This is a genomic window from Neisseria benedictiae (assembly GCF_958267435.1).
In the GTDB taxonomy this organism is placed as follows: domain Bacteria; phylum Pseudomonadota; class Gammaproteobacteria; order Burkholderiales; family Neisseriaceae; genus Neisseria; species Neisseria bergeri.
Window position 1 is genome coordinate 108,376 of sequence record NZ_CATQFV010000052.1, and the last position, 25,446, is coordinate 133,821.

The 25,446-nt window shown below is 51.5% G+C and carries 22 protein-coding genes and 2 pseudogenes; 11 read left to right on the forward strand and 13 right to left on the reverse strand.

The window, feature by feature from the left end:
- The first annotated feature begins 124 nt into the window (after window positions 1-124).
- The 7 genes from dnaQ to Q3O12_RS05675 all read left to right on the forward strand — a co-directional run bounded on the left by dnaQ (window position 125) and on the right by Q3O12_RS05675 (window position 4,474).
- Window positions 125-859, forward strand: coding sequence for a DNA polymerase III subunit epsilon (dnaQ, locus tag Q3O12_RS05645; RefSeq protein WP_196960610.1), 735 nt, complete (start codon window positions 125-127; stop codon window positions 857-859).
- On the forward strand, window positions 856-1,545 hold the full coding sequence (ispD, locus tag Q3O12_RS05650; protein WP_301669691.1) for a 2-C-methyl-D-erythritol 4-phosphate cytidylyltransferase: 690 nt from the start codon (window positions 856-858) through the stop codon (window positions 1,543-1,545). The genes dnaQ and ispD overlap by 4 nt, the downstream gene beginning before the upstream one ends.
- 30 nt (window positions 1,546-1,575) lie before the next feature.
- Window positions 1,576-2,058: a 2-C-methyl-D-erythritol 2,4-cyclodiphosphate synthase gene (gene ispF / locus Q3O12_RS05655; protein WP_013448730.1), complete on the forward strand. Its 483-nt coding sequence runs from the start codon at window positions 1,576-1,578 to the stop codon at window positions 2,056-2,058.
- Between the two features lie 76 nt (window positions 2,059-2,134).
- Window positions 2,135-2,806: a ribose-5-phosphate isomerase RpiA gene (gene rpiA / locus Q3O12_RS05660; RefSeq protein ID WP_301669692.1), complete on the forward strand. Its 672-nt coding sequence runs from the start codon at window positions 2,135-2,137 to the stop codon at window positions 2,804-2,806.
- Window positions 2,807-2,874: 68 nt separating this feature from the next.
- Window positions 2,875-3,549 carry a thermonuclease family protein gene (locus Q3O12_RS05665; protein ID WP_301669693.1) on the forward strand — a complete coding sequence of 225 codons (675 nt, stop codon included), beginning with the start codon at window positions 2,875-2,877 and terminating at the stop codon, window positions 3,547-3,549.
- 15 nt (window positions 3,550-3,564) lie between these two features.
- A complete protein-coding gene (locus Q3O12_RS05670; RefSeq protein ID WP_301669694.1) occupies window positions 3,565-3,744 on the forward strand; it encodes a hypothetical protein in 180 nt (59 codons plus the stop codon).
- Complete coding sequence (locus Q3O12_RS05675; protein ID WP_301669695.1) at window positions 3,728-4,474, forward strand: amino acid ABC transporter permease; 747 nt, start codon at window positions 3,728-3,730, stop codon at window positions 4,472-4,474. Before Q3O12_RS05670 ends, Q3O12_RS05675 begins: the two co-directional genes overlap by 17 nt.
- A gap of 910 nt (window positions 4,475-5,384) precedes the next feature.
- On the opposite strand, the gene Q3O12_RS05680 is transcribed toward Q3O12_RS05675, so the two are convergent.
- The 8 genes and pseudogenes from Q3O12_RS05680 to Q3O12_RS05715 all read right to left on the reverse strand — a co-directional run bounded on the left by Q3O12_RS05680 (window position 5,385) and on the right by Q3O12_RS05715 (window position 14,891).
- Window positions 5,385-6,803, reverse strand: coding sequence for a sulfatase-like hydrolase/transferase (locus Q3O12_RS05680; protein WP_164728412.1), 1,419 nt, complete (start codon window positions 6,801-6,803; stop codon window positions 5,385-5,387).
- A gap of 542 nt (window positions 6,804-7,345) precedes the next feature.
- On the reverse strand, window positions 7,346-9,064 hold the full coding sequence (gene argS / locus Q3O12_RS05685) for an arginine--tRNA ligase (protein WP_301669696.1): 1,719 nt from the start codon (window positions 9,062-9,064) through the stop codon (window positions 7,346-7,348).
- 91 nt (window positions 9,065-9,155) lie between these two features.
- A complete protein-coding gene (pncB, locus tag Q3O12_RS05690; protein ID WP_301669697.1) occupies window positions 9,156-10,364 on the reverse strand; it encodes a nicotinate phosphoribosyltransferase in 1,209 nt (402 codons plus the stop codon).
- Between the two features lie 107 nt (window positions 10,365-10,471).
- Entirely contained in the window at window positions 10,472-11,797 is a 1,326-nt protein-coding gene (gene brnQ, locus Q3O12_RS05695; protein WP_301669698.1) for a branched-chain amino acid transport system II carrier protein, read from the reverse strand.
- A 17-nt stretch (window positions 11,798-11,814) separates the two neighbouring features.
- Window positions 11,815-12,660, reverse strand: a complete 846-nt coding sequence (locus tag Q3O12_RS05700) for a segregation and condensation protein A (protein WP_301669725.1) — start codon at window positions 12,658-12,660, stop codon at window positions 11,815-11,817.
- Between the two features lie 171 nt (window positions 12,661-12,831).
- Window positions 12,832-13,272: pseudogene (locus tag Q3O12_RS05705) on the reverse strand (hypothetical protein); the annotation flags it as partial.
- A 392-nt stretch (window positions 13,273-13,664) separates the two neighbouring features.
- Window positions 13,665-13,904 carry an EndoU domain-containing protein gene (locus tag Q3O12_RS05710; RefSeq protein WP_003713859.1) on the reverse strand — a complete coding sequence of 80 codons (240 nt, stop codon included), beginning with the start codon at window positions 13,902-13,904 and terminating at the stop codon, window positions 13,665-13,667.
- Between the two features lie 210 nt (window positions 13,905-14,114).
- On the reverse strand, window positions 14,115-14,891 hold the full coding sequence (locus Q3O12_RS05715) for a tRNA threonylcarbamoyladenosine dehydratase (protein ID WP_301669699.1): 777 nt from the start codon (window positions 14,889-14,891) through the stop codon (window positions 14,115-14,117).
- A 216-nt stretch (window positions 14,892-15,107) separates the two neighbouring features.
- Here Q3O12_RS05715 and Q3O12_RS05720 point away from each other — a divergent pair, with 216 nt between their 5' ends.
- The 3 genes from Q3O12_RS05720 to Q3O12_RS05730 all read left to right on the forward strand — a co-directional run bounded on the left by Q3O12_RS05720 (window position 15,108) and on the right by Q3O12_RS05730 (window position 17,801).
- Entirely contained in the window at window positions 15,108-15,572 is a 465-nt protein-coding gene (locus tag Q3O12_RS05720; RefSeq protein ID WP_301669700.1) for a universal stress protein, read from the forward strand.
- A gap of 81 nt (window positions 15,573-15,653) precedes the next feature.
- Window positions 15,654-16,382, forward strand: a complete 729-nt coding sequence (rph, locus tag Q3O12_RS05725) for a ribonuclease PH (RefSeq protein WP_301669701.1) — start codon at window positions 15,654-15,656, stop codon at window positions 16,380-16,382.
- A gap of 201 nt (window positions 16,383-16,583) precedes the next feature.
- Window positions 16,584-17,801 (forward strand): aspartate kinase, encoded by a 1,218-nt coding sequence (locus tag Q3O12_RS05730; RefSeq protein ID WP_301669702.1) that lies wholly within the window; start codon window positions 16,584-16,586, stop codon window positions 17,799-17,801.
- Between the two features lie 121 nt (window positions 17,802-17,922).
- Here the strand turns inward: Q3O12_RS05730 and Q3O12_RS05735 are convergent, their stop codons facing one another.
- The 4 genes from Q3O12_RS05735 to Q3O12_RS05750 form a co-directional block, all read right to left on the reverse strand.
- Window positions 17,923-20,688 (reverse strand): TonB-dependent receptor domain-containing protein, encoded by a 2,766-nt coding sequence (locus Q3O12_RS05735; RefSeq protein WP_301669703.1) that lies wholly within the window; start codon window positions 20,686-20,688, stop codon window positions 17,923-17,925.
- Window positions 20,689-20,966: 278 nt separating this feature from the next.
- The gene (locus Q3O12_RS05740; RefSeq protein ID WP_301669704.1) at window positions 20,967-21,527 is read right to left on the reverse strand and encodes an rRNA large subunit pseudouridine synthase E; all 561 of its coding nucleotides are present in this window, start codon (window positions 21,525-21,527) and stop codon (window positions 20,967-20,969) included.
- Between the two features lie 115 nt (window positions 21,528-21,642).
- Window positions 21,643-21,837, reverse strand: coding sequence for a YbdD/YjiX family protein (locus Q3O12_RS05745; protein WP_002212918.1), 195 nt, complete (start codon window positions 21,835-21,837; stop codon window positions 21,643-21,645).
- Entirely contained in the window at window positions 21,827-23,908 is a 2,082-nt protein-coding gene (locus tag Q3O12_RS05750; RefSeq protein ID WP_301669705.1) for a carbon starvation CstA family protein, read from the reverse strand. The genes Q3O12_RS05745 and Q3O12_RS05750 overlap by 11 nt, the downstream gene beginning before the upstream one ends.
- 493 nt (window positions 23,909-24,401) lie before the next feature.
- Between Q3O12_RS05750 and Q3O12_RS05755 the strand changes: the two genes are divergently transcribed.
- Window positions 24,402-24,782 carry an MliC family protein gene (locus Q3O12_RS05755; RefSeq protein WP_301669706.1) on the forward strand — a complete coding sequence of 127 codons (381 nt, stop codon included), beginning with the start codon at window positions 24,402-24,404 and terminating at the stop codon, window positions 24,780-24,782.
- A 132-nt stretch (window positions 24,783-24,914) separates the two neighbouring features.
- Here the strand turns inward: Q3O12_RS05755 and Q3O12_RS05760 are convergent.
- Window positions 24,915-25,408: pseudogene (locus Q3O12_RS05760) on the reverse strand (contact-dependent growth inhibition system immunity protein).
- Between the last annotated feature and the right edge of the window lie 38 nt (window positions 25,409-25,446).

Below are 25,446 nucleotides of genomic sequence, written 5' to 3' on the forward strand. Positions count from 1 at the left end.
AATCCGCCTGTCCAATGTTGTGAACACACTGTGAATAAGTGGGTTTGTGCATTGAAATGAAAACAGAAAAATACGCTGCCTAAAAAATAGTCAGCAGATGGAAAATTTGAAGAAAGAAGCAGACATGATTCAACGCCAAATCATCCTCGATACCGAAACCACCGGCCTGTATGCCGACGGCGGCGACCGCTTGGTCGAGTTTGCCGGTCTGGAAATGGTCAACCGCCAAATGACCGACAAAAACCTACACCTCTATGTCCACCCCGAGCGCGATATGCCCGAAGAGGCGGCACGCGTCCACGGTTTAACGATAGAGGTTTTGGAAGGGAAAAACGCGCCGCCGTTTGCAGAGGTCGGCAGGCAGATTGCCGATTTTCTGCGTGGTGCGGAACTGATTATCCATAATGCCAAATTCGACGTGGGCTTCCTCAATATGGAGTTTCGCCGGATGGGGCTGCCGACTGTCGAGGAACTCGGCTGTACCGTTACCGATACCCTAGCGATGGCGCGCGAAATGTTCCCCGGGCAGAAAGCCAGCCTGGATGCCCTGTGCAACCGTTTTTCCGTTGACCGCAGCAAGCGCGTCCTGCACGGCGCGCTGATTGACTGCGAGCTTTTGGGCGAGGTCTATCTTGCTATGACGCGGCGGCAGTTCGACCTGATGGGTGCGGTCGCAGAGGAAAAAATGGAAACCAAACCCGTGGCGCATACCGAAACCAAACGCAGCGGCAAACTGAAAGTCATCAGGGCGGACGAAAACGAGTTGGCGGAACACGGGCAATATTTGGACGGCTTGGGCGAAGCCTGTATTTGGCGTAAGGAAGCCGTGCCGTCTGAAAACGGCGGGGAAAACGCATGAAACGCAAAAATATTGCCCTGATTCCCGCTGCGGGCATCGGGGCGCGTTTCGGTGCGGACAAACCCAAGCAGTATGTCGAAATCGGAAGCAAAACCGTTTTAGAACATACGATTGGGATTTTTGAACGGCATGAGGCCGTCGATTTGACCGTCGTTGTCGTCTCGCCAGAAGACACGTTTGCCGATAAGGTTCAGACGGCATTTCCACAGGTTCGGGTGTGGAAAAACGGCGGACAGACCCGCGCCGAAACTGTTCGAAACGGTGTGGCAAAACTGTTGGAAACCGGTTTGGCGGCGGAAACCGACAATATTCTGGTACACGATGCCGCCCGATGCTGCCTGCCGTCTGAAGCCCTGACGCGGTTGATAGAACAGGCGGGCAACGCTGCCGAAGGCGGAATTTTGGCAATTCCCGTTGCCGATACGCTCAAGCGCGCAGAAGGCGGACAAATCAGTGCAACTGTCGACCGTTCGGGGCTTTGGCAGGCGCAAACGCCCCAGCTTTTCCGCGCCGGGCTGCTGTGCCACGCATTGGCTGCGGAAAACTTGGAAGGCATTACCGATGAAGCGTCCGCCGTGGAAAAATTGGGTGTGCGTCCGCTACTGATACAGGGCGACGCGCGCAATTTGAAACTGACGCAGCCGCAGGACGCATACATCGTCAGGCTGCTGCTCGATGCCGTCTGAAATTTAATCAAACCATCAGGAACACAAACGATGACGAACATCCGTATCGGACAGGGCTACGATGTCCACCAACTGACCGAAGGCAGAAAGCTGATACTTGGCGGAGTTGAAATCCCATTTGAAAAAGGGTTGCTCGGACATTCCGATGCCGACGCGCTGCTGCACGCCGTTACCGACGCGCTGCTCGGTGCGGCAGGTTTGGGCGATATCGGCAGCCATTTCCCCGACACCGCCGCAGAGTTCAAAGATGCGGACAGTCGCGCCCTTTTGCGTGCGGCGTATCAAAGCGTTCAGGCGCAGGGTTGGCAGGCGGTCAATGTCGATACGACCGTGATTGCACAGAAACCCAAACTCGCGCCGCACATTCCGCAAATGCGTGCCAACATCGCCGCCGATTTGGGTATCGATATTTCGTGCGTCAACATCAAAGGCAAAACCAACGAAAAACTCGGTTATCTCGGGCGCATGGAAGGCATAGAGGCGCAGGCGGCGGTATTGCTGGTACGGATTTGAACGCGGCGGGCAGGACGTGCAAAAAAATGTTAAGATGGCGGCTGTTTGTTGATACGGTTTCCCAAAGGACAAAAATATGACGACACAAGACGAACTCAAGCGCATCGCCGCCGAAAAAGCAGTCGAATTCGTACCCGAAAACGAATATATCGGCATCGGTACCGGCTCGACCATCAACTTTTTCATCGAAGCCTTGGGTAAGAGCGGCAAAAAAATCAAAGGCGCGGTATCTACTTCCAAAAAATCCAGCGAACTGCTTGCCCAATATGATATTCCCGTCGTTTCCCTGAACGAAGTGTCCGGTTTGGCGGTCTATATCGACGGTGCGGATGAAGTGAACCACGCCCTGCAAATGATTAAAGGCGGTGGCGGCGCGCACCTCAACGAGAAAATTGTCGCCAGCGCATCAGAAAAATTCGTCTGCATTGCGGATGAAAGCAAATATGTTTCACGTTTGGGCAAATTCCCTCTGCCTGTGGAAGTCGTCGAAAGCGCGCGTTCGCTCGTGTCGCGCCGCCTGCTCGCTATGGGCGGACAGCCCGAACTGCGTATCGGCTACACCACGTTTTACGGCAACCAAATCGTCGATGTCCACGGCTTGAATATCGACAAACCGCTGACGATGGAAGACGAAATCAACAAAATCACCGGCGTGCTCGAAAACGGCATATTCGCCCGCGATGCCGCCGATGTGTTGATTTTAGGTACGGAAGAGGGAGCGAAAGTCATCTATCCCTGCCAAGGGTAATCCTGACGTTAAGATGCCGTCTGAAATCCGGTTCCGATATGTTCAGACGGCATCGGCATTTGAAAAATATGCAGATTAAAAAAATCATGAAATGGCTTCCCGTCGCCCTGTCGCTTTTGGGCGCGTTGGGTTATACGGGATACGACAGCGAGCTTGTCCGTACCGGTATTGCCGTACTGAATGAATTGGGTGTAGAGGAGGGTGCGGGTAGGTACGAAATGCCCGCTCGCCGCCGAGCATCGGCGAAATCCGGCCGCAGCTACACAGGCACGGTGTCTAAAGTCTATGACGGCGACACCCTGCACGTCATCGACGGCGACGGCGCGAAACACAAAATCCGTATGGCGTATATCGACGCACCGGAGATGAAACAGGCTTACGGCACGCGTTCGCGCGACAACCTGCGTACGGCGGCGGAAGGCAGGAAAGTCAGCGTGCGCGTGTTCGATACCGACCGCTATCAGCGCGAAGTGGCGCAGGTTTCTGTCGGCAAAACCGATTTGAACCTGATGCAGGTGCAGGATGGGGCGGCGTGGCATTATAAAAGTTATGCTAAAGAACAGCAGGATAAGGCGGATTTTGCCGACTATGCCGACGCTCAAATTCAGGCGGAAAGGGAACGCAAAGGATTGTGGAAAGCTAAAAATCCGCAAGCGCCGTGGGCGTACCGCCGGGCAGGCGGGAACGGCGGGGGCAATAAGGATTGGATGGATTCCGTGGGCGAATGGTTGGGCATTTGGTAAAGACACCGCACGGCTTTGAACGGCAAATGCCGTCTGAAAACCGCGCGTCCGGCATTTTTGCGGAAACGCGCAACCGCCGTCTGCCGCGATAAAAAAGTTCAGGCGGCGGTTTTTACGGTAAAATGGCGGATTGTTTGTAAACGGCGGCAGTTCCGCCGATTTTTGATACGGACGGTATATGGATTTTCGTTTTGACATTATTTACGAATACCGCTGGATGTTCCTTTACGGCGCACTGGTAACCTTGGGGTTGACGGTCGTGGCAACGGCGGGTGGTTCGGTATTGGGGCTGTTGTTGGCGTTGGCGCGCCTGATTCACTTGGAAAAAGCCGGTGCGCCGATGCGCGCGCTGGCGTGGGCGTTGCGTAAGTTTTCCCTGTTGTACGTTACCCTGTTCCGGGGTACGCCGCTGTTTGTGCAGATTGTGATTTGGGCGTATGTGTGGTTTCTGTTTTTCGTCCATCCTTCAGACGGCATTTTGGTCAGCGGCGAGGCGGCAGTCGAGCTGCGTCGCGGATACGGCCCGCTGATTGCCGGTTCTTTGGCACTGATCGCCAACTCGGGGGCGTATATCTGTGAGATTTTCCGCGCGGGCATCCAGTCTATAGACAAAGGGCAGATGGAGGCGGCGCGTTCTTTGGGTATGACTTATCCGCAGGCGATGCGCTATGTGATTCTGCCGCAGGCATTGCGCCGTATGCTGCCGCCTTTGGCAAGCGAGTTCATCACGCTCTTGAAAGACAGCTCGCTGCTGTCGGTCATTGCCGTGCCGGAGTTGTCCTATGTTCAGAAAACGATTACGGGCCGGTACTCGGTTTATGAAGAACCGCTTTACACCGTCGCCCTGATTTATCTTCTGATGACGACTTTCTTAGGCTGGATATTCCTGCGTTTGGAAAAACGTTACAATCCGCAACACCGCTGATTGGAATCATATCAACAAAAAGCTGCCCCGGTATTCATTTGAGGCGGCTTTTTTGTGGCAAATTTACATTCAAAGAGAAAACGCCCTATGCCGTCTGAAAGCCTTTCAGACGGCATCTGTCAGCCTCACGCAAGAGGGAATCCCATTTGTTTGGTTTCAATTTTTTTGGGTGATGTATGAGCCGTCATTCCCGCGCAGGCGGGAATCCTGTCCGTTCGGTTTCCGTTGTTTTTGAGTTTCGGTTTTTCCGATAAATTTCTGCGGTTTCCGGATTTGGATTCCCGCTTTCGCGGGAATGACGAATCCATCCATACGGAAACCTGCACCACGTCATTCCTACGAACCTACATCCCGTCATTCCCACGAAAGTGGGAATCCAGAACGTAAAATCTGAAGAAACCGTTTTATCCGATAAGTTTCCGCACCGACAGACCTAGATTCCCGCCTGTGCGGGAATGACGGCGGAGGAGTTTCAGTTATTTCCGATAAATTCCCGTGGCTTTGGATTCTCGCTTTCGCGGGAATGACGGCGGAGAAGTTTCGGTTTTTCCGATAAATTCCCGTGGCTTTGGATTCCCGCCTGCGCGGGAATGATGGCGGATGGTTTCTGTTTTTTTTTGATAACTTCCTGTGATTTTGGATTTTTGGATTCTTATAGTGGATTAACAAAAATCAGGACAAGGCGACGAAGCCGCAGACAGTACAAATAGTACGGAACCGATTCACTTGGTGCTTCAGCACCTTAGAGAATCGTTCTCTTTGAGCTAAGGCGAGGCAACACCGTACTGGTTTTTGTTAATCCACTATACAAAGCAATTTATCGGAGATGATGAAAAAAGTGGGCTTGAAGGGTCGGTCTGTCTGCAAAATGCCGTCTGAAGGCTGTTGGTGCGTTCAGACGGCATTGTTGTTATTTGATTTTGAAGTGCAGCCAGGCGACGTGCCCCTGTTTGAGGTAGCGGAAGGTTTCATTGAGGTTGCCGACGGGCGGCGGATGGTCGCCGACGATAATGACTTCCACGCCTTTCATTTCGGGGCGTTGGATTAAATCCGCCAGTTGGTCGAAAAATTGGGTGTGCAGGCTGAAGTTGCGGCAGAGGTCGGTTTCGGCGGGTAGGCCGTATTCGGTGCATTTGAGCCTGTGGTTGAAAATGTCGGATTCGGGATAGTCGGCGTGGCTGGTCAGCGTCATCCAGTAAAACAGTCCCTTGTCGTGTTTTTTGAAAAATGCCGACACTTCGCCGAACAGCTCGCTGTCGCACACGCCGCTGAAAATGGCGCAGGTTTTTTTACCGATCAGGTTTTCGGCGGTTTTGATTTCTTGAAAGCCCGCCCTCGGATACCAGCTGAAGCGGTCGTAAAGCGAACTACCCGCGCCGTGCATCGCAAAGGTGGCGTAACCTTCTTGTTTCAAACGGTTGGGGAGGCAGCGGGCAAATTTTTCGTCGGGCGCGCGGCGCAGTGCAAACCCGCGCAAACCGCCGTAGGCGCACAATTCGCGCATTTCGCCTTCGACCGTCGCGCCGATGAAGGGAAAACTGCCGCTTTCCCAAACTGAAAAACGGTCTTTTTGCGCCAGCAGTTTGGCAAAAGTGGCGTTTTGAAGTTCGGGATTGGCCGGAAGCCCCCAAGATTCGGCGACGATAAAGAGGATTTTTTGAGATTTCGGCTCGTTCAGATGCGTGGCGGCACGCTGCTGATTGCCCAAGGGGAGGAAGACGGGATCGACCAGGCCGGCGGTAATAAAGTCGGCATTCTGGCTGACGGTGTAGAGCATCGCCTGACTTTTGGCGTAATAGAAGTTGTTTGCGCCGAAGATATTGGCCATCCGCCCCCGGTCGTAGTAACTCAAATGGCCGGTGAAATAGCCGGCTGCCGCCACGACGGCGGCACAGGCGGCAAGGTGTCGGAAGTCGGTTTTGGCGGCGGCTTTCTGCAACACAAACGGCATCGCCAGCATATACAGCAGCAACAGCCCGGTCATTATCTGATAAGGGGCGGGGGCGGTCAGGATGAAGGGGACGAGGTTGATAGCACCGATGAGGTCCATAAAAGGGAAGAGCTGGATCACCATCATCAGCCCGTCAAACAAAACCGCCAGCCAAAACGCCAATACGCCGGTAATTTTGACGAAACGCCAAGGCAGGGCGATCAGCAGCGCGGCGGGAAGGTAGTCCAAATTGACAATCGGGCGGGCGGTGGCGGTCAGCAGTGCCAAAACCCAAAACATCGCATTGGGGGCCAGCAGTATCAGCAGGGACAGCAGCAGCCGTTTCGGCAGGAATGGCGGCAGCGTCCATTGTTTGGAGAGCAGGGTGTGAATATTCATCGTATTTCCTTTTCGGTTGAAACTTCGCCACTCGGACATCTGTCCTTCGGGGCGGCAGGATCAGACTTTATTTGGGAGGCGCAACCCCTTCCAAATCAGGGCAACACATAGGGCGGTGCTTTATATGTCGTCCTGTGTGTTGAAACATCTGCATTTCTTTCTGAAACAGGGGTATTTGAAACAGAGAACCGGATGACAGACCGATGCCGTCCGGGCGCGAAAATGCGGCACGGTGCGGCAGGGGTCGCGCGCGTGTCGGGGAAAGGAAAACAGGGAAAGGGGGCGGGCTGAAACCCTGCCTGAAGAAAAGGCGGGTTTGAGTGGCGGGAAAAGGGGAATGCGCCGCGCGGAAAGTGCGTGCGTCGGCAGGGAGGGGGTTATAATTTTTTGCTTGCTTGCTTGCTTGCTTGCTTGGCGTTTGTCTGTTTCGCATTTTGGGAAGGGGGCGGATACGGTGTATCGCGCCGCTTTTTTTCAGATTCGGATGAGGATGCTCCGCCGGTTGATTGCGGGGCTGTTGTCCGCAATCGGGCGGTGCGGTTTTACATTACGTCCAACACATCGATGCCCAGCAAATCCAAGCCTTGTTTCAGCGTATCGCCGGTGAGTTTCGCCAGTTGCAGACGGCTGTTGCGGGTTGCGCCTTCGGCTTTGAGTATCGGGCAGGCTTCGTAGAAGCGGCTGAACAAGGTAGCGATTTGATAGAGGTAGGCGGCGAGGTAGTGCGGATACGCCGTGTCCGCTACGCTTTGCAGTACGTCTTCAAATTTCAAAAGCTCGGCGGCAAGCTGTTTTTCCAGCGGTTCGGTCAAAACAGTCGGTGCGGTTGCGTCCCATTCACCGGCTTTGCGGAACACGCTTTGCACGCGGGTGTAGGCATATTGCAGGTAGGGGGCGGTGTTGCCTTCAAACGAAAGCATAGCGTCCCAGTCGAACACATAATCACTGGTGCGGTTTTTGCTCAAGTCGGCATATTTGACTGCGCCGATGCCGACGGTTTTGCCGATTTTAGCGGCTTCGTCCGCACCCAATCCGGGATTTTTTTCTTTCACCAAAGCGGTGGCGCGTTCGACGGCTTCGGTCAGCAGGTCAACCAGTTTTACGGTGTCGCCGCTGCGTGTTTTGAACGGTTTGCCGTCTTTGCCCATCATGGTACCGAAGCCGATAAACTCGGCTTTTGCATCTTCAGGCAGATAGCCGGCTTTGCGGGAAGTGGTGAAGAGTTGCTCAAAGTGCAGGGCTTGGCGGTGGTCGACGACGTACAGCAGGCGGTCGGCCTTCAGACGGCCTATGCGGTAGCGCAGACACGCCAAATCGGTGGAGGCGTAGAGGAAGCCGCCGCCTTGTTTTTGCACGATAAATGCGGCAGGTTCGCCGTCTTTGTTTTTGAATTCGTCCAAGAACACGACTTTCGCGCCGTCGTCTTCGACCGCCAGACCTTTTTGAACCAAATCATCGACCACGGGCTGCAAATCGTCGTTGTATTTGGATTCGCCCGCCACATCTTCGGGGCGCAGTTTCAAGCCCAGCGTGTCATAAACGGCTTGAGCGTGCGAGAGCGAAATATCAACAAACTGTTTCCACAACGCCAACACGGTTTCATCGCCGCCTTGCAGTTTCACAACGTATTCGCGTGCGGTGTTGGCAAAGGCTGGATCTTCGTCAAAGCGCACTTTGGCGGCGCGGTAAAATTGCTCTAAATCCGCCAGCTCAAACGCGGCGTTGTCTTTTTGCTGCTCGACCAAATAAGCGACCAACATGCCGAACTGCGTACCCCAGTCGCCGACGTGGTTTTGGCGGACGACAGTGTTGCCCATAAATGCCAACACGCGCGAAATGCTGTCGCCGATGATGCTGGAACGCAGGTGGCCGACATGCATTTCCTTCGCCAGATTGGGCGAGGAATAGTCGATAACGACGGTTTTCGGCTTATCGGTTTTTGCTATGCCGAAACGCGCGTCGTTTAAGGCAGCATGAATGTTCTGAGCGAGGAAGTCAGGACGCAGGCGCAGGTTGATAAAGCCCGGGCCAGCTACCTCCGCGCTTTCAATCACGGCGTTGCCCGCCAATACTTCGGCCACTTTTTGCGCCAATTCGCGCGGATTTTGTTTGGCTTTTTTCGCCGCACCCATCACGCCGTTGATTTGGAAATCGCCGTGTTCGGCATTTTTGGTCGGCTGCAAAACAATAGGGCTGTCGGCGATGCCTGCGGTGGCAAAGGCGGCGGCGGCTTCGTGTTCGACGGTTTGGTGTAGGTTCATGAAGTTCGGTCTTTCGGTTAAATTTAAATCAGGCGGTATTTTAAAAGAATTTATGCGGCAGCAATAGAAATTGTGGGATTGTTGCCGGGGATTAGGATGTTTGTACAGCGGGAACGCCGAATACCTGCCTCAGGTAGGCAAGGAAGGTATTGTTGTTGGTCATGGTTTTTCCGGGGGAATCGGAGAGCTTGGCGACGGACTGACCGTTGCATTCGACCAGTTTCAACACGATATTCAAAGGCGTATGCCCCATATCGTTGGTCAAGTTGGTGCCTATTCCGAAACTGGTTTTGAAGCGGTCTTTGAAATATTGGTGTAAAGCCCAAGATCGGTCGATATCCAGCCCGTCGGAGAAGGTCAGCATTTTGGTCCGGCTGTCGATTTTGAGTTTTTTATAGTGCGTATAGGCTTTGTCCCCCCATTCGTAGGGGTCTCCGCTGTCATGCCGCAAACCGTCGAAGAGCTTGGCGAAATAAAGGTCGAAATCACGCAGGAAGGCATCCATGCCGACCACGTCGGTCAATGCGATACCGAGGTCGCCGCGGTATTCGTGTACCCAGCTTTCAAGCGCGGCTTTTTGGAAATTCCGCAATTGTACGTCGAGGGCCTGGAATGCCTGCAGGAACTCGTGCGCCATGGTGCCGATGGGGGTAATGCCGAGTTTTTTGGCGAGATAAACGTTGCTGGTCCCGCGTACGATGCTGGGGGCGGCTTCAAGCAGGGTGCGGATGACGTGTTCCTGCCATGGGAGGTTGTAGCGGCGACGTGTGCCGAAGTCGGAAATCAGGAAGGGCGGATCGTCCGGATTCTGTGTGGCGGCTATTTCTTTCAGACGTGCGGCTTTGGCTTGAAGCCGGCGTTCGCCTTCTTCTATGACCGCAGGTGTTTCCAAGCGGCGGAAGTAAAGTTCGTTGACAATGGCAAGGATGAAGATTTCAAAAAACATCGCTTGAATCATGGGGCCTTCGATACGGATGTTCAGACGGCCTTCGGCATCGGTGCCGACTTCGACAAAGCGGCGTTGGAGCTGGAAGAGTTCGAGATAGTCGACGAAATCGCTTTTAATGAAGCGCAGGCTGCGGAGGTAGCCGAGTTCGTCATGGGTGAAGCGCAGTTGGCAGAGTGAGTCAAGTTCGGCTTCCAAGTCTTCCTTGATATCGGCAAGCGGATAGGGAGTTGAGGCATTGCGGCATCGGAATTCGTAAAGGCTGTGTGTCTGCGGAAACTGGTGCAGAACCACTTGCAGCATAGTGAATTTGTAGAGGTCGGTGTCAAGAAGTGAATGTATGATGCCTGTCATGTGGCGGTTCTCCCAGTTTCTGGTGGCGGCTTAGGACGTATTAGAACACATCACATTTGCCCTGTGTACCGAAAATGCCGTCTGAAGGTCTTTCAGACGGCATGGTTTCAGGATTTTTTCCTTACGGCCGCATTGAGCAGGCAGCCTAAGGCAAAGCAGGTTAAAGAGGGAATAATCCAACCCAGTCCTATGCTGTATAGGGGAAGGGCTTTGTCGATGGCTTTTGCTGCCGTTTCGCTGAAACCGAAGGCGGTTTTGTAGGCATCGAGCAGGCCGATCGCTAGTGCGGGCATCATGGTGCAGAAATAGACGATGCGGCTGCCGCCGAACAGCCTGTCGGTCAGGGTCAGCAGGATGAGTACGATGGTCAGCGGATAAAGCAGCATGAGCATGGGGACGGAAATCTGCAGGATGGCTGACAGCCCCTTGTTTGCCAAGACGATGGAAACCAGCGTATTGATGATGACGAAGGTTTTGTAGGAAATGCCCGGACAGAGGCGGTTGAAATATTCGGCGCATGAGGTAACCAAGCCGACAGCGGTGGTTAGGCAGGCAAGCAGTACGATAACGCCCAGCAGCAGGTTGCCGCCCAACCCGAAATAGTATTGTGCCGATTTCGACAATACCAGCGCGCCGTTTTCTTGCAAACCGATTCCCGCCACACTGGTCGCCCCCATATAGCCTATCAGCAGGTAAACCGCAGCAAGGCAGCCTGCAGCCATCAGGCCTGATGTGGCGGTGGTTTTCAGCAGGTCCGAACGGTTGTCGACACCCATGGCGCGGACGGCGTCGATAACGATAATGGCAAAGACGAGCGAGGCGAGGGCGTCCATCGTGCCGTAGCCTTCCAAAATGCCTTTAATCATCGGGCGGACGGCAAAATCGCCTTGTGCGGCAAGCGGTGCACCGATGGGGTTGAGTGCGGCATAACCGACCAATACAGCGATGGTCAGCAGGAGTGCGGGTGTCAGGATTTTTCCGATGCGGTCAACCAATTTGCCCGGAGACATCGAAAGCCAGTAGGCCAGGCCGAAAAAAAGCAGGCTGAATACTGCCTGAGCCATATTCGGGGGAAGGTTGCCGATCAGCGGTAAAACGCCGATTTCAAAGGAAACCGTCGCCGTCCGGGGCAGGGCGAACAGCGGGCCGATGGCAAGGTAAAGGGAGGCGGCAAACGCTATGCCGTACCAGGGGGCGACACGCGAGGCGAGTGCTTCGACATCACGGGAACCCGAGTAGCCAATGGCGATTACGCCCAATAGCGGCAGGCCTGCGCCGGTCAATAAGAAGCCGGGCATGGAAATCAGCCAGTTTTCTCCCGCCTGTTGGCCTAGATACGCGGGATAGATGAGGTTGCCTGCGCCGAAAAACAGGGCAAACAGCATGAGTCCGACCGCCCATAATGAGGCTTGGTTTTGTTTGCTTGTCATCATGTTCCTTTTTAAATAGGTCAATCCGGTGTTTCTGTCCCGGTTATGCCGTCTGAAGGCGTTTCTTGATGATTGAGGCTGATTCGGATTTCTCCGAAACCGACTTCCTGCACGATTCTGACCAATCCTTCTTTGGCAAGCTCCAGCAGCGCGATGAAGTTGACGACCACGTAAGCCGCACCCTGTTCGGGATTGAACAGGTCGTGAAACCCGCATATCCCGTGTCCGTTCAGACGGCGCAGGATTGCCGCCATTTGCTCGCGCACGGAAAGGGTTTCTTGGATGACTTCGTGGCTGCGGGTGTGTTTCGCCCGCGACAAAATCCCCAGCCAAGCCTGCGTCAGGTCGGCAATATAGACTTCGGGCAGCCTGACCTCGGCGGCGATTTCCAAAGGCAGATATGCCCACGCGAAATCCCGTCCGGCGCGGGGCAGCGCGTCCAAGCCCTGTGCCGCCAGCTTCATTTGTTCGTAAGCCAGCAGGCGGCGCACCAGCTCGGCACGCGGGTCGGCCTCGTTTTCTTCAGTTTCTTCGGGGCGCGGCAGCAGCAGGCGGGATTTAATCTCAATCAATACCGCCGCCATCAAAAGATATTCCGCCGCCAAATCAAATTGATAGGCTTCCATTTGGGCAATGTAGTGCAGATACTGTTCGGTAATCTTCACCATTGGAATATCCAGTACGTCGATGTTCTGTTTGCGGATCAGATACAGCAGCAAATCCAAAGGGCCTTGAAAACTGCCCAATACGACTTTCAGCGCGTCGGGCGGAATAAACAAATCCCGGGGCAAATCGGTAACGGGTTGGCCGAATACCCATGCGACGGTGTGCTCGGATGGTGCGGATGGGGCAGGAATGGGCGGCATGGCGTGAATCGGTAAGTGGATTTCAATATTAAGTTTACAAAAGAAAACAATCTGCCGGCATTCACGCGTAATGTGGTCGGGCAGATGTTCAGACGGCATTATAACGGCTTTTAAATGCAAATGTTTTGAAAAGGAGCAGGTTGTGAATACGGTCTTGCTAAAACCTCTTAATTAATATAAATGTCTGAATTTTAAGTTTCTTGAGACAATATAATCAGTACTGGCTCTATCTATATAACCAGTAGCTTCTTTTACTTCAATATTATCTACATTACCGTATATTACAGGTAGCGACCCATAAATGATAAATTTATTCCCCAAAATTTTTTTACTAATTGATATATCATCTTCCATAAGTAATTCAGCGTAATTTTTAGCTCTTACTTGAAATCTAAACAATATTTTTCCTGCGTAAATTCTCGCATATGCGGGAGAGTTTATACCATAATCTTTGTATAGATGAACAATAGAAATACATTGTTCATCTATGCAATAATAAGCTACTTTTTGTTGGTCAAGATAACGGCAATATATGTAATACATACTGCAAAGTATTACCACTAATAATGTAAAACTTGTTCTTAGGATACATATTTTGCGATAACGTATCTTACCATGCGCTTGCTCAAATTCGGTGGTATAATTTTTCTTAATAAAATTAATACATTCTTTTAATTTTTCTGTAAAAATTTTTGTTGATATCACAGAAACAATTTCATCAGTTAGCAAGCTATCTATTTGTACTATGTCGCCATTAATAATGACCCCTAAATTTTCTCTATATTGATAAATTTCTTCTTGTGATGATGCATTTTCTTGTATTTCTTTTAATAAAGATTCTGACATTTTTAATAAATGCAAAACTCCTACTCCACCATCATCCATTAAAAAACTACCTAGCCAAGCTAAATTATCATTAGTTTCAAAAACACCAAACCTATCATTACTTCCATCTTTGAAAAAATCTTTAGTAAATATTAAACTCATACTTATTTCTTATTAATTTACATTTTAGGATAAACAGTAATATTTGGTTCTAAATAACCTTCAACTTTTACACCACTTGGTGTAATGCCTTTCCATATTCGAGTAGGTTTTCCACCGCGCAATTCTATACTAATTGTTTTATTTGCAAATGCATGTTCAACTTCATTTTTGATGCGAGCACCATCCCATGATTTTGGAAACATTGTTGAAATTCCACCATTGTTTGTTTTTGGAACCCATCTTCTAGTATATACCATATACTACAAAAAATATCGGAATAAGCATTAGTAATAAAAATGAAAAAATAACTAAATTATTAACGAATTCCATTAAATAGCTCTCCGATACTTAGTATATTATTAGGAATCATATATTTTATGTTATTTTTTATCCGTATCCTTTGTTGTCCTAAATCATAACCATAGTTTGTTTAAATGCCGTCTGAATCCTGTTTCAGACGGCATTGCTTATTTTTTGCCCACGATGTGTTCCACCGCCGCCTGTGCGCAATACAGTCCGAATGAAGCGGTAACGAGCATGCTTGCGCCATAGCCGGCGCACGACAAGCCCTGCGGTGCGGTATCGGCAGAACACGCCGCGCCTGATTGCGGCGGCGTGATGTTTTCGGTTGAGAACACGCACGGCACGCGCATTTTGGCTTTCGTATCGCGGCTGAAGCCGTAGCGTTTCCGCAAGGTGTAGCGCAGGTTGGCAAGCAGCGGGTCGTGGGTTACGCGGCTCAAATCGGCGGTTTGGATCAACGCCGGATCTTTTTGTCCGCCCGCGCCGCCGCTGAGGACAAACGGTTGTTTGCGTTCCACAAAATAAGCCGCCATTGCCGCTTTGACGCGCACTTGGTCGATTGCGTCGATGACGAAATCAAAACCTTTTCCGAAGTATTCCGGCAAATTGTCTTCGGTAACGAAATCTTCAATTTCAAACACTTCGCATTGCGGATTGATTTGTGTAATGCGTTCGCGCAGGGCGGTAACTTTCGCCTTGCCGAAGTCGCCGGTCAGGGCGTGCAGCTGGCGGTTGACATTGGATTCGGCAACATTGTCCAAATCAATCAGGGTTAAATGTCCGATGCCCGTTCTTGCCAAAGCTTCGACCGCCCACGAGCCGACACCGCCCACGCCGACTACGCAGATGTGTGCCTGTGAAAAGTGCGCCAAGGCAGAGTCTCCGTAGAGTCTGGCGATGCCGCCGAAGCGTCGCGAAGAGGTCAAAGCGTTGTCGGACATGGTCGAATCCTGCAAGATTGCGTCAAATCAAAAAGTGAACGAAAGCCGGCAAAAAATGCCTGACTGCACGGAAGCGGCATATTATACTGGAAAGCGATCGGGCTGTTCGGCTGTTGTATAAAGCCCGACGGCGGGTCTATAATGAAACGGCGCAAACTGTCTCTGCGCCCATCCGACAAGACGGCACCGCGAGGCGGTGCAAAAGGAGAATACGATATGTACAAACATCTGGTCGTTGCCGTTGACGGCAGTGAAACTTCCATCAATGCCCTGAAACATGCCGCCGAACTTGCAGGAGTCAACAACGCGCGCCTGACTTTGGTGCACGTTGCCAATCCTGCCGAATATATGGCGCTTGCCCCTGAATTTTTGCAACACGAGAGTTACGAGGCAGCCGCCATTGCACAAGGCAACGAGGTTTTGGATGCCGCCGAGCGCACCGCCCGGGAACTGGGTGTGGAAAATACCGTCAAACACCTGCTGGTTGCCAATAAGGGTGCGCGCGAAATGGCGCAGGATTTGGTCGATTATGCCGATGAAAACGGTGCCGACCTGCTGGTGTTGGGCACGCACGGACGCACCGGCCTGATGCACCTTTTAATGGGTAGTTTTGCCGAAACGGTAATGCGCCAAAGCCATCTGCCGCTGCTGATTATCCGCAGTAAAGCCGAAGAAGCGTAGAAATTTTCAGTTTGAAGGCCTTAAATGTGATTTTTCATATTTAAGGCTTTTTAATTTATCTGTTTTTAACGGGAGGGCAGTATGCCTGATTATATCCGCACCTCACGCGCCGCCGACAGCCTGCGCGATATCAAAATCACCCCTCATTTCCTGCCGCATACGGACGGTTCGTGCCTTATTGAATGCGGCAACACCAAAGTCATCTGCACAGCCTCCATAGACGAAAACGTCCCGCCGTTTCTGCGCGGCAAAAACCAAGGCTGGGTAACCGCAGAATACGGGATGCTGCCTGCGTCCACCGCTTCCCGGATGCGCCGCGAAGCTTCGGCGGGCAAACAGTCGGGACGCACACAAGAAATCCAACGTTTGATCGGGCGTTCGCTGCGCGCGGTTGTGGATATGGAAAAACTCGGCGAACGACAAATCCTGATTGATTGCGATGTGATTCAGGCGGACGGTGGCACGCGCACAGCATCCATTACCGGCGCGTTTGTCGCGCTGCACATTGCCGTCGGAAAGCTGATTTCAGACGGCATATTGACCGAAAATCCGATTCGTGAGGCCGTTGCCGCCGTATCAGCAGGCGTAGTGAACGGCGTACCGCTTCTGGATTTGGATTATCCCGAAGACTCCGGCTGCGACAGTGATGTGAACATCGTCATGACCGCTTCGGGCAAAATCATCGAAATACAGGGGACGGCGGAAGGCGCGCCGTTCAGTTTGGACGAGTTGGGCAAACTGGTTGCACTGGCGCAAAAAGGCATAGGCGAACTGCTGCGTTATCAGCAAAATGCGTTGTCCACCGCCTGATTGTCGTCCGGATGCCGTCTGAAAACCGTTCAGACGGCATTTTGTCAAAAATCTGAAAGAACAGGTTTTTTGCTGACCGCTGTCAAACGGCAGGCGGGAAAGCGCAGTCCGTTCTTGAACTTCATGTAAAAAATAGTAATAATAGCCGCTTTTCCAGCAAACTATGCTGCCCGACCAATCCCACACAAGAAAGCACGAAACATGGCGTTAATCGTACACAAATACGGCGGCACATCGGTAGGCTCGCCCGAACGCATCAAAAACGTAGCCAAACGTGTCGCCAAAGTCCGCGCCGAAGGACACGACATCGTCGTCGTCGTATCCGCCATGAGCGGCGAAACCAACCGCCTGGTTGCGCTGGCGCACGAAATGCAGGAGCACCCCGATCCGCGCGAATTGGACGTGGTTTTGTCTACCGGCGAACAGGTTACCATCGGCCTTTTGGCGATGGCATTGAAAGACATCGGCGTGGATGCCAAGAGCTACACCGGCTGGCAGGTCGCCCTCAAAACCGATACTGCCCACACCAAAGCCCGCATCGAAAGCATCGATGACGAAAAAATGCGCGCCGACCTCGCCGAAGGCAAAGTCGTCATCGTCGCCGGCTTCCAAGGCATCAGCAGCGAAGGCGATATTTCCACACTCGGACGTGGCGGTTCCGACACCTCCGCCGTTGCGCTTGCCGCAGCCCTCAAAGCGGATGAATGCCAAATCTATACCGACGTGGACGGCGTTTACACCACCGACCCCCGCGTCGTACCCGAAGCGCGCCGTATGGATACGGTAACGTTTGAAGAAATGATTGAGCTGGCAAGCCTCGGCTCGAAAGTTTTGCAAATCCGTTCAGTAGAATTTGCCGGAAAATACAAAGTGCGCCTGCGCGTACTGAGCAGCCTGCAAGACGGCGGCAACGGCACTTTAATCACATTTGAAGAGGACGACAATATGGAAAAAGCCGCCGTAACCGGTATCGCATTCGACAAAAACCAAGCCCGCATCAACGTGCGCGGCGTACCCGACAAACCCGGCGTTGCCTATCAGATTTTAGGCGCGGTTGCCGATGCCAACATCGAAGTCGATATGATTATCCAAAACGTCGGCAGCGAAGGCACGACCGATTTTTCTTTCACCGTACCGCGCGGCGATTACAAACAGACTTTGGAAATCCTGTCCGAACGCCAAGACAGCATCAGTGCGGCTTCTATCGACGGCGACGACACCGTGTGCAAAGTCTCCGCAGTCGGTTTGGGTATGCGTTCGCACGTCGGCGTAGCCGCCAAAATCTTCCGTACCCTTGCAGAAGAAGGCATCAACATCCAAATGATTTCAACTTCTGAAATCAAAGTTTCCGTATTGATTGATGAAAAATACATGGAACTGGCAACCAGGGTATTGCATAAAGCCTTTGATTTGGGCTGATGTTTCACGGTTTGAAACGGACAACGGCACTGCCTTTATCGGGCAGTGCCGTTTTGTCTGCCGTCTGAACGTTCAGACGGCATATTTTTGTTCCGCCGGACGGATAAAACCCTTTCCGTTTTTAAAACTTGTAGCTCATCGTCATCAAAAAGGTGCGTCCGCGTGCAAAATTGGTCAATACGCTTTGGCTTGTGCCGCCGTATTTGCCGTTGCACAAGCCATCAGCATTACACGTTACGTCTTCGTCCTTGTCTTTCGGGTCGAACGAGCTGTAATAACGCTGCGTTGCCGCATCATTGCCCGCATCGAGCGGATCGATATAACGCCTGTCGAACAGATTTTTGACTTCGGCGCGGAAAATAAGGTTTTTCTTCGGCTCGTAAGCGGCGTAAAAATCAAAAATCAAAGGCTGGCGGGCAAGGGTTTCGGTTTGTTTGATGGAACGCTTGCCCAGTTGCCGGAAATTGCTGGTATTTCCCCCGTTGGTGCCGTCGATATAGCGTTCTTCCGCTGTAGCGCGGATGCTCTTGCCGAAATAGCGCATTGCACCGCCTAAAGTCAGTTTGTTGCCCAACCAGCGCGTACCGACTTCCAAACGTCCATAATCTCGCGGCAGAGCGGAAACTCTGCTTAACCCATAACCTTGTTTGAGTTGGTCTTCTTTGGAGGCATTGTTGGGGGACTCGCTCGCATCACTGAAGTTGGTCGGTTGCGTGCTTTTTTGATAGGCGTAAGAAAGGTTGGTAAAAAAACGTCCATAATCGTAATTCAGCTCCAACTCAAAACCGTGTTTGTGTACTTTGTCTTTGAAATTGCGGTGTTGGATGGTGTAGGCAAGCCTCGTGCTGTCAACCCAGCTCGGGATATCCCCATTCAAGTCCCACCATTTCCCGTAAACGTTGTGGATGTAGTTGTCAATGCGACTGCGGTAGCTGACTAGTTTTAATCCTAATATATCATCTTGTTTTAAAAATCCTTTTTTATAGGTATTAAAGCCAAATTGCCAAGTGTTTGCGCGCTCTGGTTTTAGGTCGGTGTTAACGCCGGAGTCGCCGATTTGGGAAAAATACATTTCTTGGATGTTGGGCATACGGTGTGTGCGCGAATAGCCGACAAATGGCATGAAATAATCGCCGAAGTCCGCACTAATGCTGACCGAATGGTTGTTGGCGCGCTTTTTGCCGTATTTTTTCAATACGGGTTCATAAAGCTCGCAGCTCGGATTGCAATGTTCCCTGTATATCGGCGAGTTTTCTCCGAATGTCTGCTTAAATTCGTCTTCCGAGCCGTAATAGCCTGTATATTCGCCGCCGAAACGGTAGTTGATTGTATTGGTGCTGTAGTTTAAGCGGTAAATGTCTTTTTTGAGCGCGGCATCAAAGTAGAAAGTGTTGAAATATTGGCTGCCGGCTGGTTGGACAATGGTTGATTTTTGAGGCAACAGTCCTTTATCGCCCTTAAACCGCCCCAAATAGGAATAAAGGCCGCTGTCCTGGTCGGGGCCGTCGAAAAATAGGCCTAATTCTTCAGGGAAGCGGTTTTTGCTGTATTTGTTGTTGAAATAATTGAAACCCAAAGTGGTTTTCAACTCGGTTTCACGGGGCAGTTGGAAGGAGGAAGTATTATTGAGGTCAAGGATTTTTGCATTGTTGTTGGTTTCAAAATCCTTTAAAAGTCCCCAGCCTGTAAACTTCGACCCTTTCGGATATCTCTGTCTGCCCGAATTATACGCGGCGGTCAGATTGAGGTTGGCATATGGGTTTAAAGATAAACCATAATTGAACTGATAATTGCGGTTGATGATTTTCCGGCTGCCGATTTTGGTGTTTAAATCGCGAAATTGAGCAGTCCATTTGTTGGACAGCCCGTCGTATTCCAATTTAAACAGATTGCCTGTTGACTGCTGTGTCAGGCTTGACGGATCGATGGGGGTGATGTCGTATTGCGGCGCCAGGTCCTCCCGCCAGCTTCTATCATGGTCTTCGATATATTTTTGCAGTTCTTGAGGGTCTTCGTATTTTTTATACCACTTGGTTCCCCAGTATTGCCTTTGTAAATCCCGCTCCCATTTTCCGCTGTCGGAATTGAATTTCAAACCACCCTCTTGTACAAAATATTGCTGTTTGCGCCGTTCCAGATATTCTTCACCAAAATTTCCGATGTGCTGTCCGCCGCCGCCCACCCGGTAATTTTGAGCCACGCTATGCCTGCTGTGTCCGTAAATCAAACCGACAGATGCTCCGCTTTCCAGCCATTTGCGCGCACCTAGCGTTGCCATCGCATTGCCTTTGTTTGAGTTGGTTCCGGTCAGACCTTTTAGCAGCAGTCCGTAGGTATTGTCGCCCTGTACGACGTCATCCACGCTTAAAGTCCGCAGGTTCGCCGAACCGGCAAGGCTGTTGATGCCTGCCGATCCGCTGAAGCTGCCTTTGACGACATCCATGCCGGCAATAAAATTGGTATCGACGGATGCGCCGAATTGCGAAGAACCGCCAGCCCTACCTGCATCGGTCGAAGTCGAATAAAAGGTCTGCGTGATACCGTCCACCATCGTATTGACCCGCCCGAACCCGCTGTCGCCGCGAATATTCAAAGACACAATGCCCGAGCTTTTATCTTGCTGTGTAAACGCACCGGGTATGCTGCGGACGATGGCATCGAGGTTTTCGCTGGATTTGAATATATCCTGACGGGTCGATACGGCACGTGCATCGGTGAATACCTTTTTGTCTTTCGGTACGTGCTTTGCCTTGACGTGCACATCTTCCAAAACCTGTATCTGCGCCTCACTGCCCGCGCGCCCTGCATCTTCTGCATAGCTATGATGGTATAACATAACACTTATAAGATAAAAAGAAATCGGCTTCAACCGGAAAGAAGATCTCATATTTTCCTCAAATGTAATCAAATAAATTTGCCATGATATCACTTTTCAATATAAATAAACATCAGAATGATGAAGAAAAGTTGGAATAAAGATAAATATCGATACTATTTGTATTTGAAATGATGAGTTCTGTTTGTTTTTAAATGCAGATCCGACTTTTCTAAATGGTAATCCGATGCAAAATAAGGTTTGCCGGCTGTTGTAAAATGCCGATGTGGTCAAACTGTACAGAAGCAGCAGAAGTGGGTTTAAAAGGATAATGGCAGGGCAATGCGGCTTTATGGTTTAAACGGAGCGTATATCCATTCTCCGGGGTTCAAATCCAAATCAAATAGTTTCAGTTTGCCGCTGGCTACTCTGACCAGGCGCAGGCAGGGATAGCCCGCCTTGGCGGTCATTCGCCTGACTTGGCGGTTTTTGCCCTCGGAAATGGTAATTTCAATCCAAAAATCGGGAACGGTTTTGCGGACGCGTATCGGCGGAACGCGCTCCCACAAACACTCGGCTTCGCCGGGATTTAAAACGCGGACGAAGGCGGGGCGGGCAGTGAAATCGCCCAAGTCCACACCTTTTCGCAGAATATCCAAACGGCTTTCGTCGGGCGAGCCTTCCAGTTGCGCCCAGTAGGTTTTGGGCTGTTTGAATTTCGGGTCGGCGATTTGCGCCTGAAGCCTGCCGTCGTCTGTCAGCAGAAGCAGCCCTTCGCTGTCGGTGTCGAGCCGTCCGGCGGGATAGAAGCCGGGCAGACCGATGAAGTCTTTGAGGCTTTTGTGTTTTTCGTGCGGTGAGAATTGGCAGATTACGCCGTAGGGTTTGTTGAAGATGATGAGGTTTTTCATGGTTGGTCTATAGGGACTTGATGCCGGATATTGTAGCCATTTGCCTTTTGGTGTGGAACTTCAAGATAAAATGCCGTCTGAAATTGGTTTCAGACGGCATTTGTTTCAAGCAGGCTTAACAGCAGCGTCCGCCGTTTGCGCCGCAGCGGCGTTTGCGGCAATAGTCTTGAAATTGCAGCTTGGTCATCACGGGGGCGTTGGGATTATGTTTGCGCTGCTGTGCAACGTAGTTTTCATAATCGGGCACGCCTGCCATCAAGTTTGCCGTCAGCTTGATGGTTTTCCACCAAGACGCGAGCTTATGCTTCACTTTGTGCCTCCGGCTGTTTGCCGTCGCGGTACACCGCCGGGATTTCTTTGGCGGTCGGCCAGCCGACTTTGCGTGCTTTGAGGGCGGTACGCAAACCGTACGCGGCGACAATCACGACAACCGACAAGAAGAGGATGGTCAGACCGGCATTAATCTTGTCGTTGAAGATGATTTGCGCCATTTCGCCGATGTCTTTAGCAGGCGCGAGGACTTCGTTTTTAGCCAATGCGTCGCTGTATTTGCCGGCGTGGGCAAGGAAGCTGACGCGCGGGTCGCTGTGGAACAGTTTTTGCAGACCGGCGTAGCAGGTTACAAACAGTACGCCGACGGCGGGAACGAGTGCCACCCAAACATAACGGTCGCGTTTCATCTTAATCAACACAACGGCGCACATAATCAAGGCTACGCCTGCCAGCATTTGGTTGGCGATGCCGAACAAAGGCCAGAGCGAGTTGATACCGCCCAGCGGGTCGGTTACGCCGGTGTAGAGGAAGTAGCCCCACAATGCCACGGCGAAGAAGGTCGCAATCAGGTTGGCAGGGATGGAGTCGGTGTTGCCGAAAGGTTTGTAGAAGATACTGCCCAAGTCTTGAATCATGAAGCGTGCAACGCGCGTGCCGGCATCGACGGCAGTCAGGATGAACAAGGCTTCAAACAACAGGGCGAAGTGATACCAGAATGCCATCATGGCTTCGCCCGGAATCAGACGGCTCATAATGTGTGCCATACCGACTGCGAGGGTAGGTGCACCGCCTGCACGGGAAAGGATGGTGTTTTCACCGACTTCTTTAGCGGTGTGCAACAGGGTTGCGGCATCGACAGGGAATTGCAGCTTGGTGGTAATCACTTCGGCGGCGGTATTGGCATCCGTACCGATCAGGGCGGCTGGGCTGTTCATGGCGAAGTACACGCCGGGATCGAGCGAAGCGGCGGCGGCAAGCGCCATAATGGCTACGAAACTTTCCATCAACATACCGCCGTAACCGATCATACGGACGTGGGTTTCGTTTTCCAGCATTTTCGGCGTAGTGCCGGAAGAAATCAGCGCGTGGAAGCCCGAAACCGCACCGCAGGCGATGGTAATGAACAAGAACGGGAACAATGCACCTGAGAATACCGGACCCGAACCGTCGATAAAGTGGGTTACGGCAGGCATTTGCAAAGCGGGATTGACGATGACGATGCCCAAAGCCAAGGCCGCAATCGTACCGATTTTCAGGAAGGTGGAGAGATAGTCGCGCGGAGTGAGCAGCAACCATACGGGCAATACGGAGGCGACAAAGCCGTAAATCATAATCGCCCAAGTGAGCTGGATGCCGTCAAGGTCGAACCAATGTCCGATGGAACTTTTCGCCACATTGTCGCCGTAAATTACGGCCAGCATCAGCAGGATAAAGCCGACGATGGAAATCTCACCGATTTTGCCCGGACGGATATAACGCGTGTAAATACCCATAAACAGCGCAATCGGCATCGTTGCGGCAATGGTGAACGTACCCCAAGGGCTGTGAACCAATGCTTTTACGACAATCAACGCCAACACCGCCATAATGATGACCATAATCATCAAAATACCGATAGAGGCAATCACGCCGGGAACAGTGCCGAGTTCCTGTTTCACAATATCGCCCAAAGACTTACCGTCGCGGCGCATAGAGACGAACAAGACCATCATATCCTGTACCGCACCGGCAAATACCACGCCGAAGATAATCCACAAAGTACCGGGCAGGTAACCCATTTGCGCTGCTAAAACCGGACCGACCAAAGGGCCCGCGCCCGCAATCGCGGCAAAGTGGTGTCCGAACAATACGCCTTTGTGCGTCGGAACGTAGTCCAAGCCGTCGTTGTGGCGTTCTGCCGGAGTCAGGCGGTTAGGATCGAGCCGCATTACGCGGTTGGCGATGTAGAGGCTGTAAAAACGGTAGGCGATGCAGTAAACGGATATGGCGGCGGTGACCATCCATACTGCGCTGACCTGTTCGCCTCGGCTGAGGGCCAGAGTGGTAAAGGATGCTAAGCCGACCAGTACCACTATGCCCCAAATGAGGAAGGTTTTGAGTGATTTCATCGAATAAATCCTTATCTCATACTGTCGGGATATGTCGGAGCGGACGGGCAACGGTTGGCTACCCGTAATCCGATGCCGACACAAACCGGAGTTTGACTGATTGATAAAGTGGCTGAGACAGTGGGTTTAGCAGAGCACCTATTCTTACCTTCGCGTAAAAATGGAATGGGAAAATATGTGCAAAACCACTGAACAGCGTGGGTAATTTTAACGCAAGTTGACACTGTGATAATAGTTTTTACCTGCTATTTGAGGGGATTTTACATTTCTGCCGGAGTGACGGGAGGGGGATTGCGTATTCGGAAGGCATAGGCAGACAGAATAGTAATATCAGAATGTTAAAGATGGATTATATAGTCTGTATATTCATGGATTTTGGGTAAATTCGGGTTATCCGGCTTGTGCAGAAGGGAATCTGTTTATAGTATGGTACAGCCGTCGGTAAGGAATCAGGGCGGTTAATTTATATTTTGTTTCTTATTGAGGAGTTTTCATGAATATCAAATTCTTTACACCGGCCGTATCGGTTTTACTTCTTGCTGCTTGTGCCGCACCTGAAATTCATCATCATGGCAGATACGATTCTATGCAGCCTGTTCAACATACGGTTACTCAGATTTCGGATGGGGTATTCTCATGTGAGAACGGTTTGTCCGTACATGTCCGTCAGCTAGGCAGCGGAAAGGTTGAATTACGTTTGGATGACAAACGTGCTGTTTTGTCTTCCGCCGTTGCTGCATCAGGTGAACGTTATACTGCAGAAAACGGTCTGTTCGGACATGGGGCTGAGTGGCACCAGAAAGGCGGCGAAGCCTTTTTCGGCTTTACCGATGCCTACGGCAATTCGGTCGAAACTTCCTGCCGCGCCCGTTAAACGGGGCAGCCTGTTTGAACCGCCGTCCGGATTTTTCGGGCAGTTTTTTATGTCGGATTTGTTTTGGCCGTCGGCTGGTTCCGGCGGTTTTCGGGCGTGGTGGATTATTTTTCGTTTTGTTCCGGGTTTATTCTATCGGCAGCGGCTCAATGCCAACTTTAAACCTGCTCCGATTTCTTCAGGGCTGTTATCCAATGATAAAATTACATCGTCTGCATCAATGGCATCCCACGCTTCCAGCTTGACATGGCGGCTCGGGCTGATTTTCAGGCGGCCGTTGTGCAGCCAAATATCCCCGCTCATCATGTTTTTAAATAGGGCGCGTCTGGTTTTATAGCCCAAGTTCCCGCATAGCTTGGCAACCCAATCCTCATAGCGTTGCCGAAATTTTTCGGTATCAAAAAAATCTTGGTCTTCTGGACTGTTATAAACGAAAGTCCTGCTGTTTGCCAACGCTTGTAAGACCGTCATGCCTAAAGTTTCATTGTCGGTATCCAATGGCAGGATATGGGGGGATATAGGTGGTCTATTGCCATTAACCCCAAACCTGAACATGTTTGAACAATCAGAGCTTCTTTATTAGCATCACAAACTGCCCAATAATTTTGATCCTGTTTAAAAATCATTATTTGATCTCCGTAATTTTGACTGTAATGTTTCGATT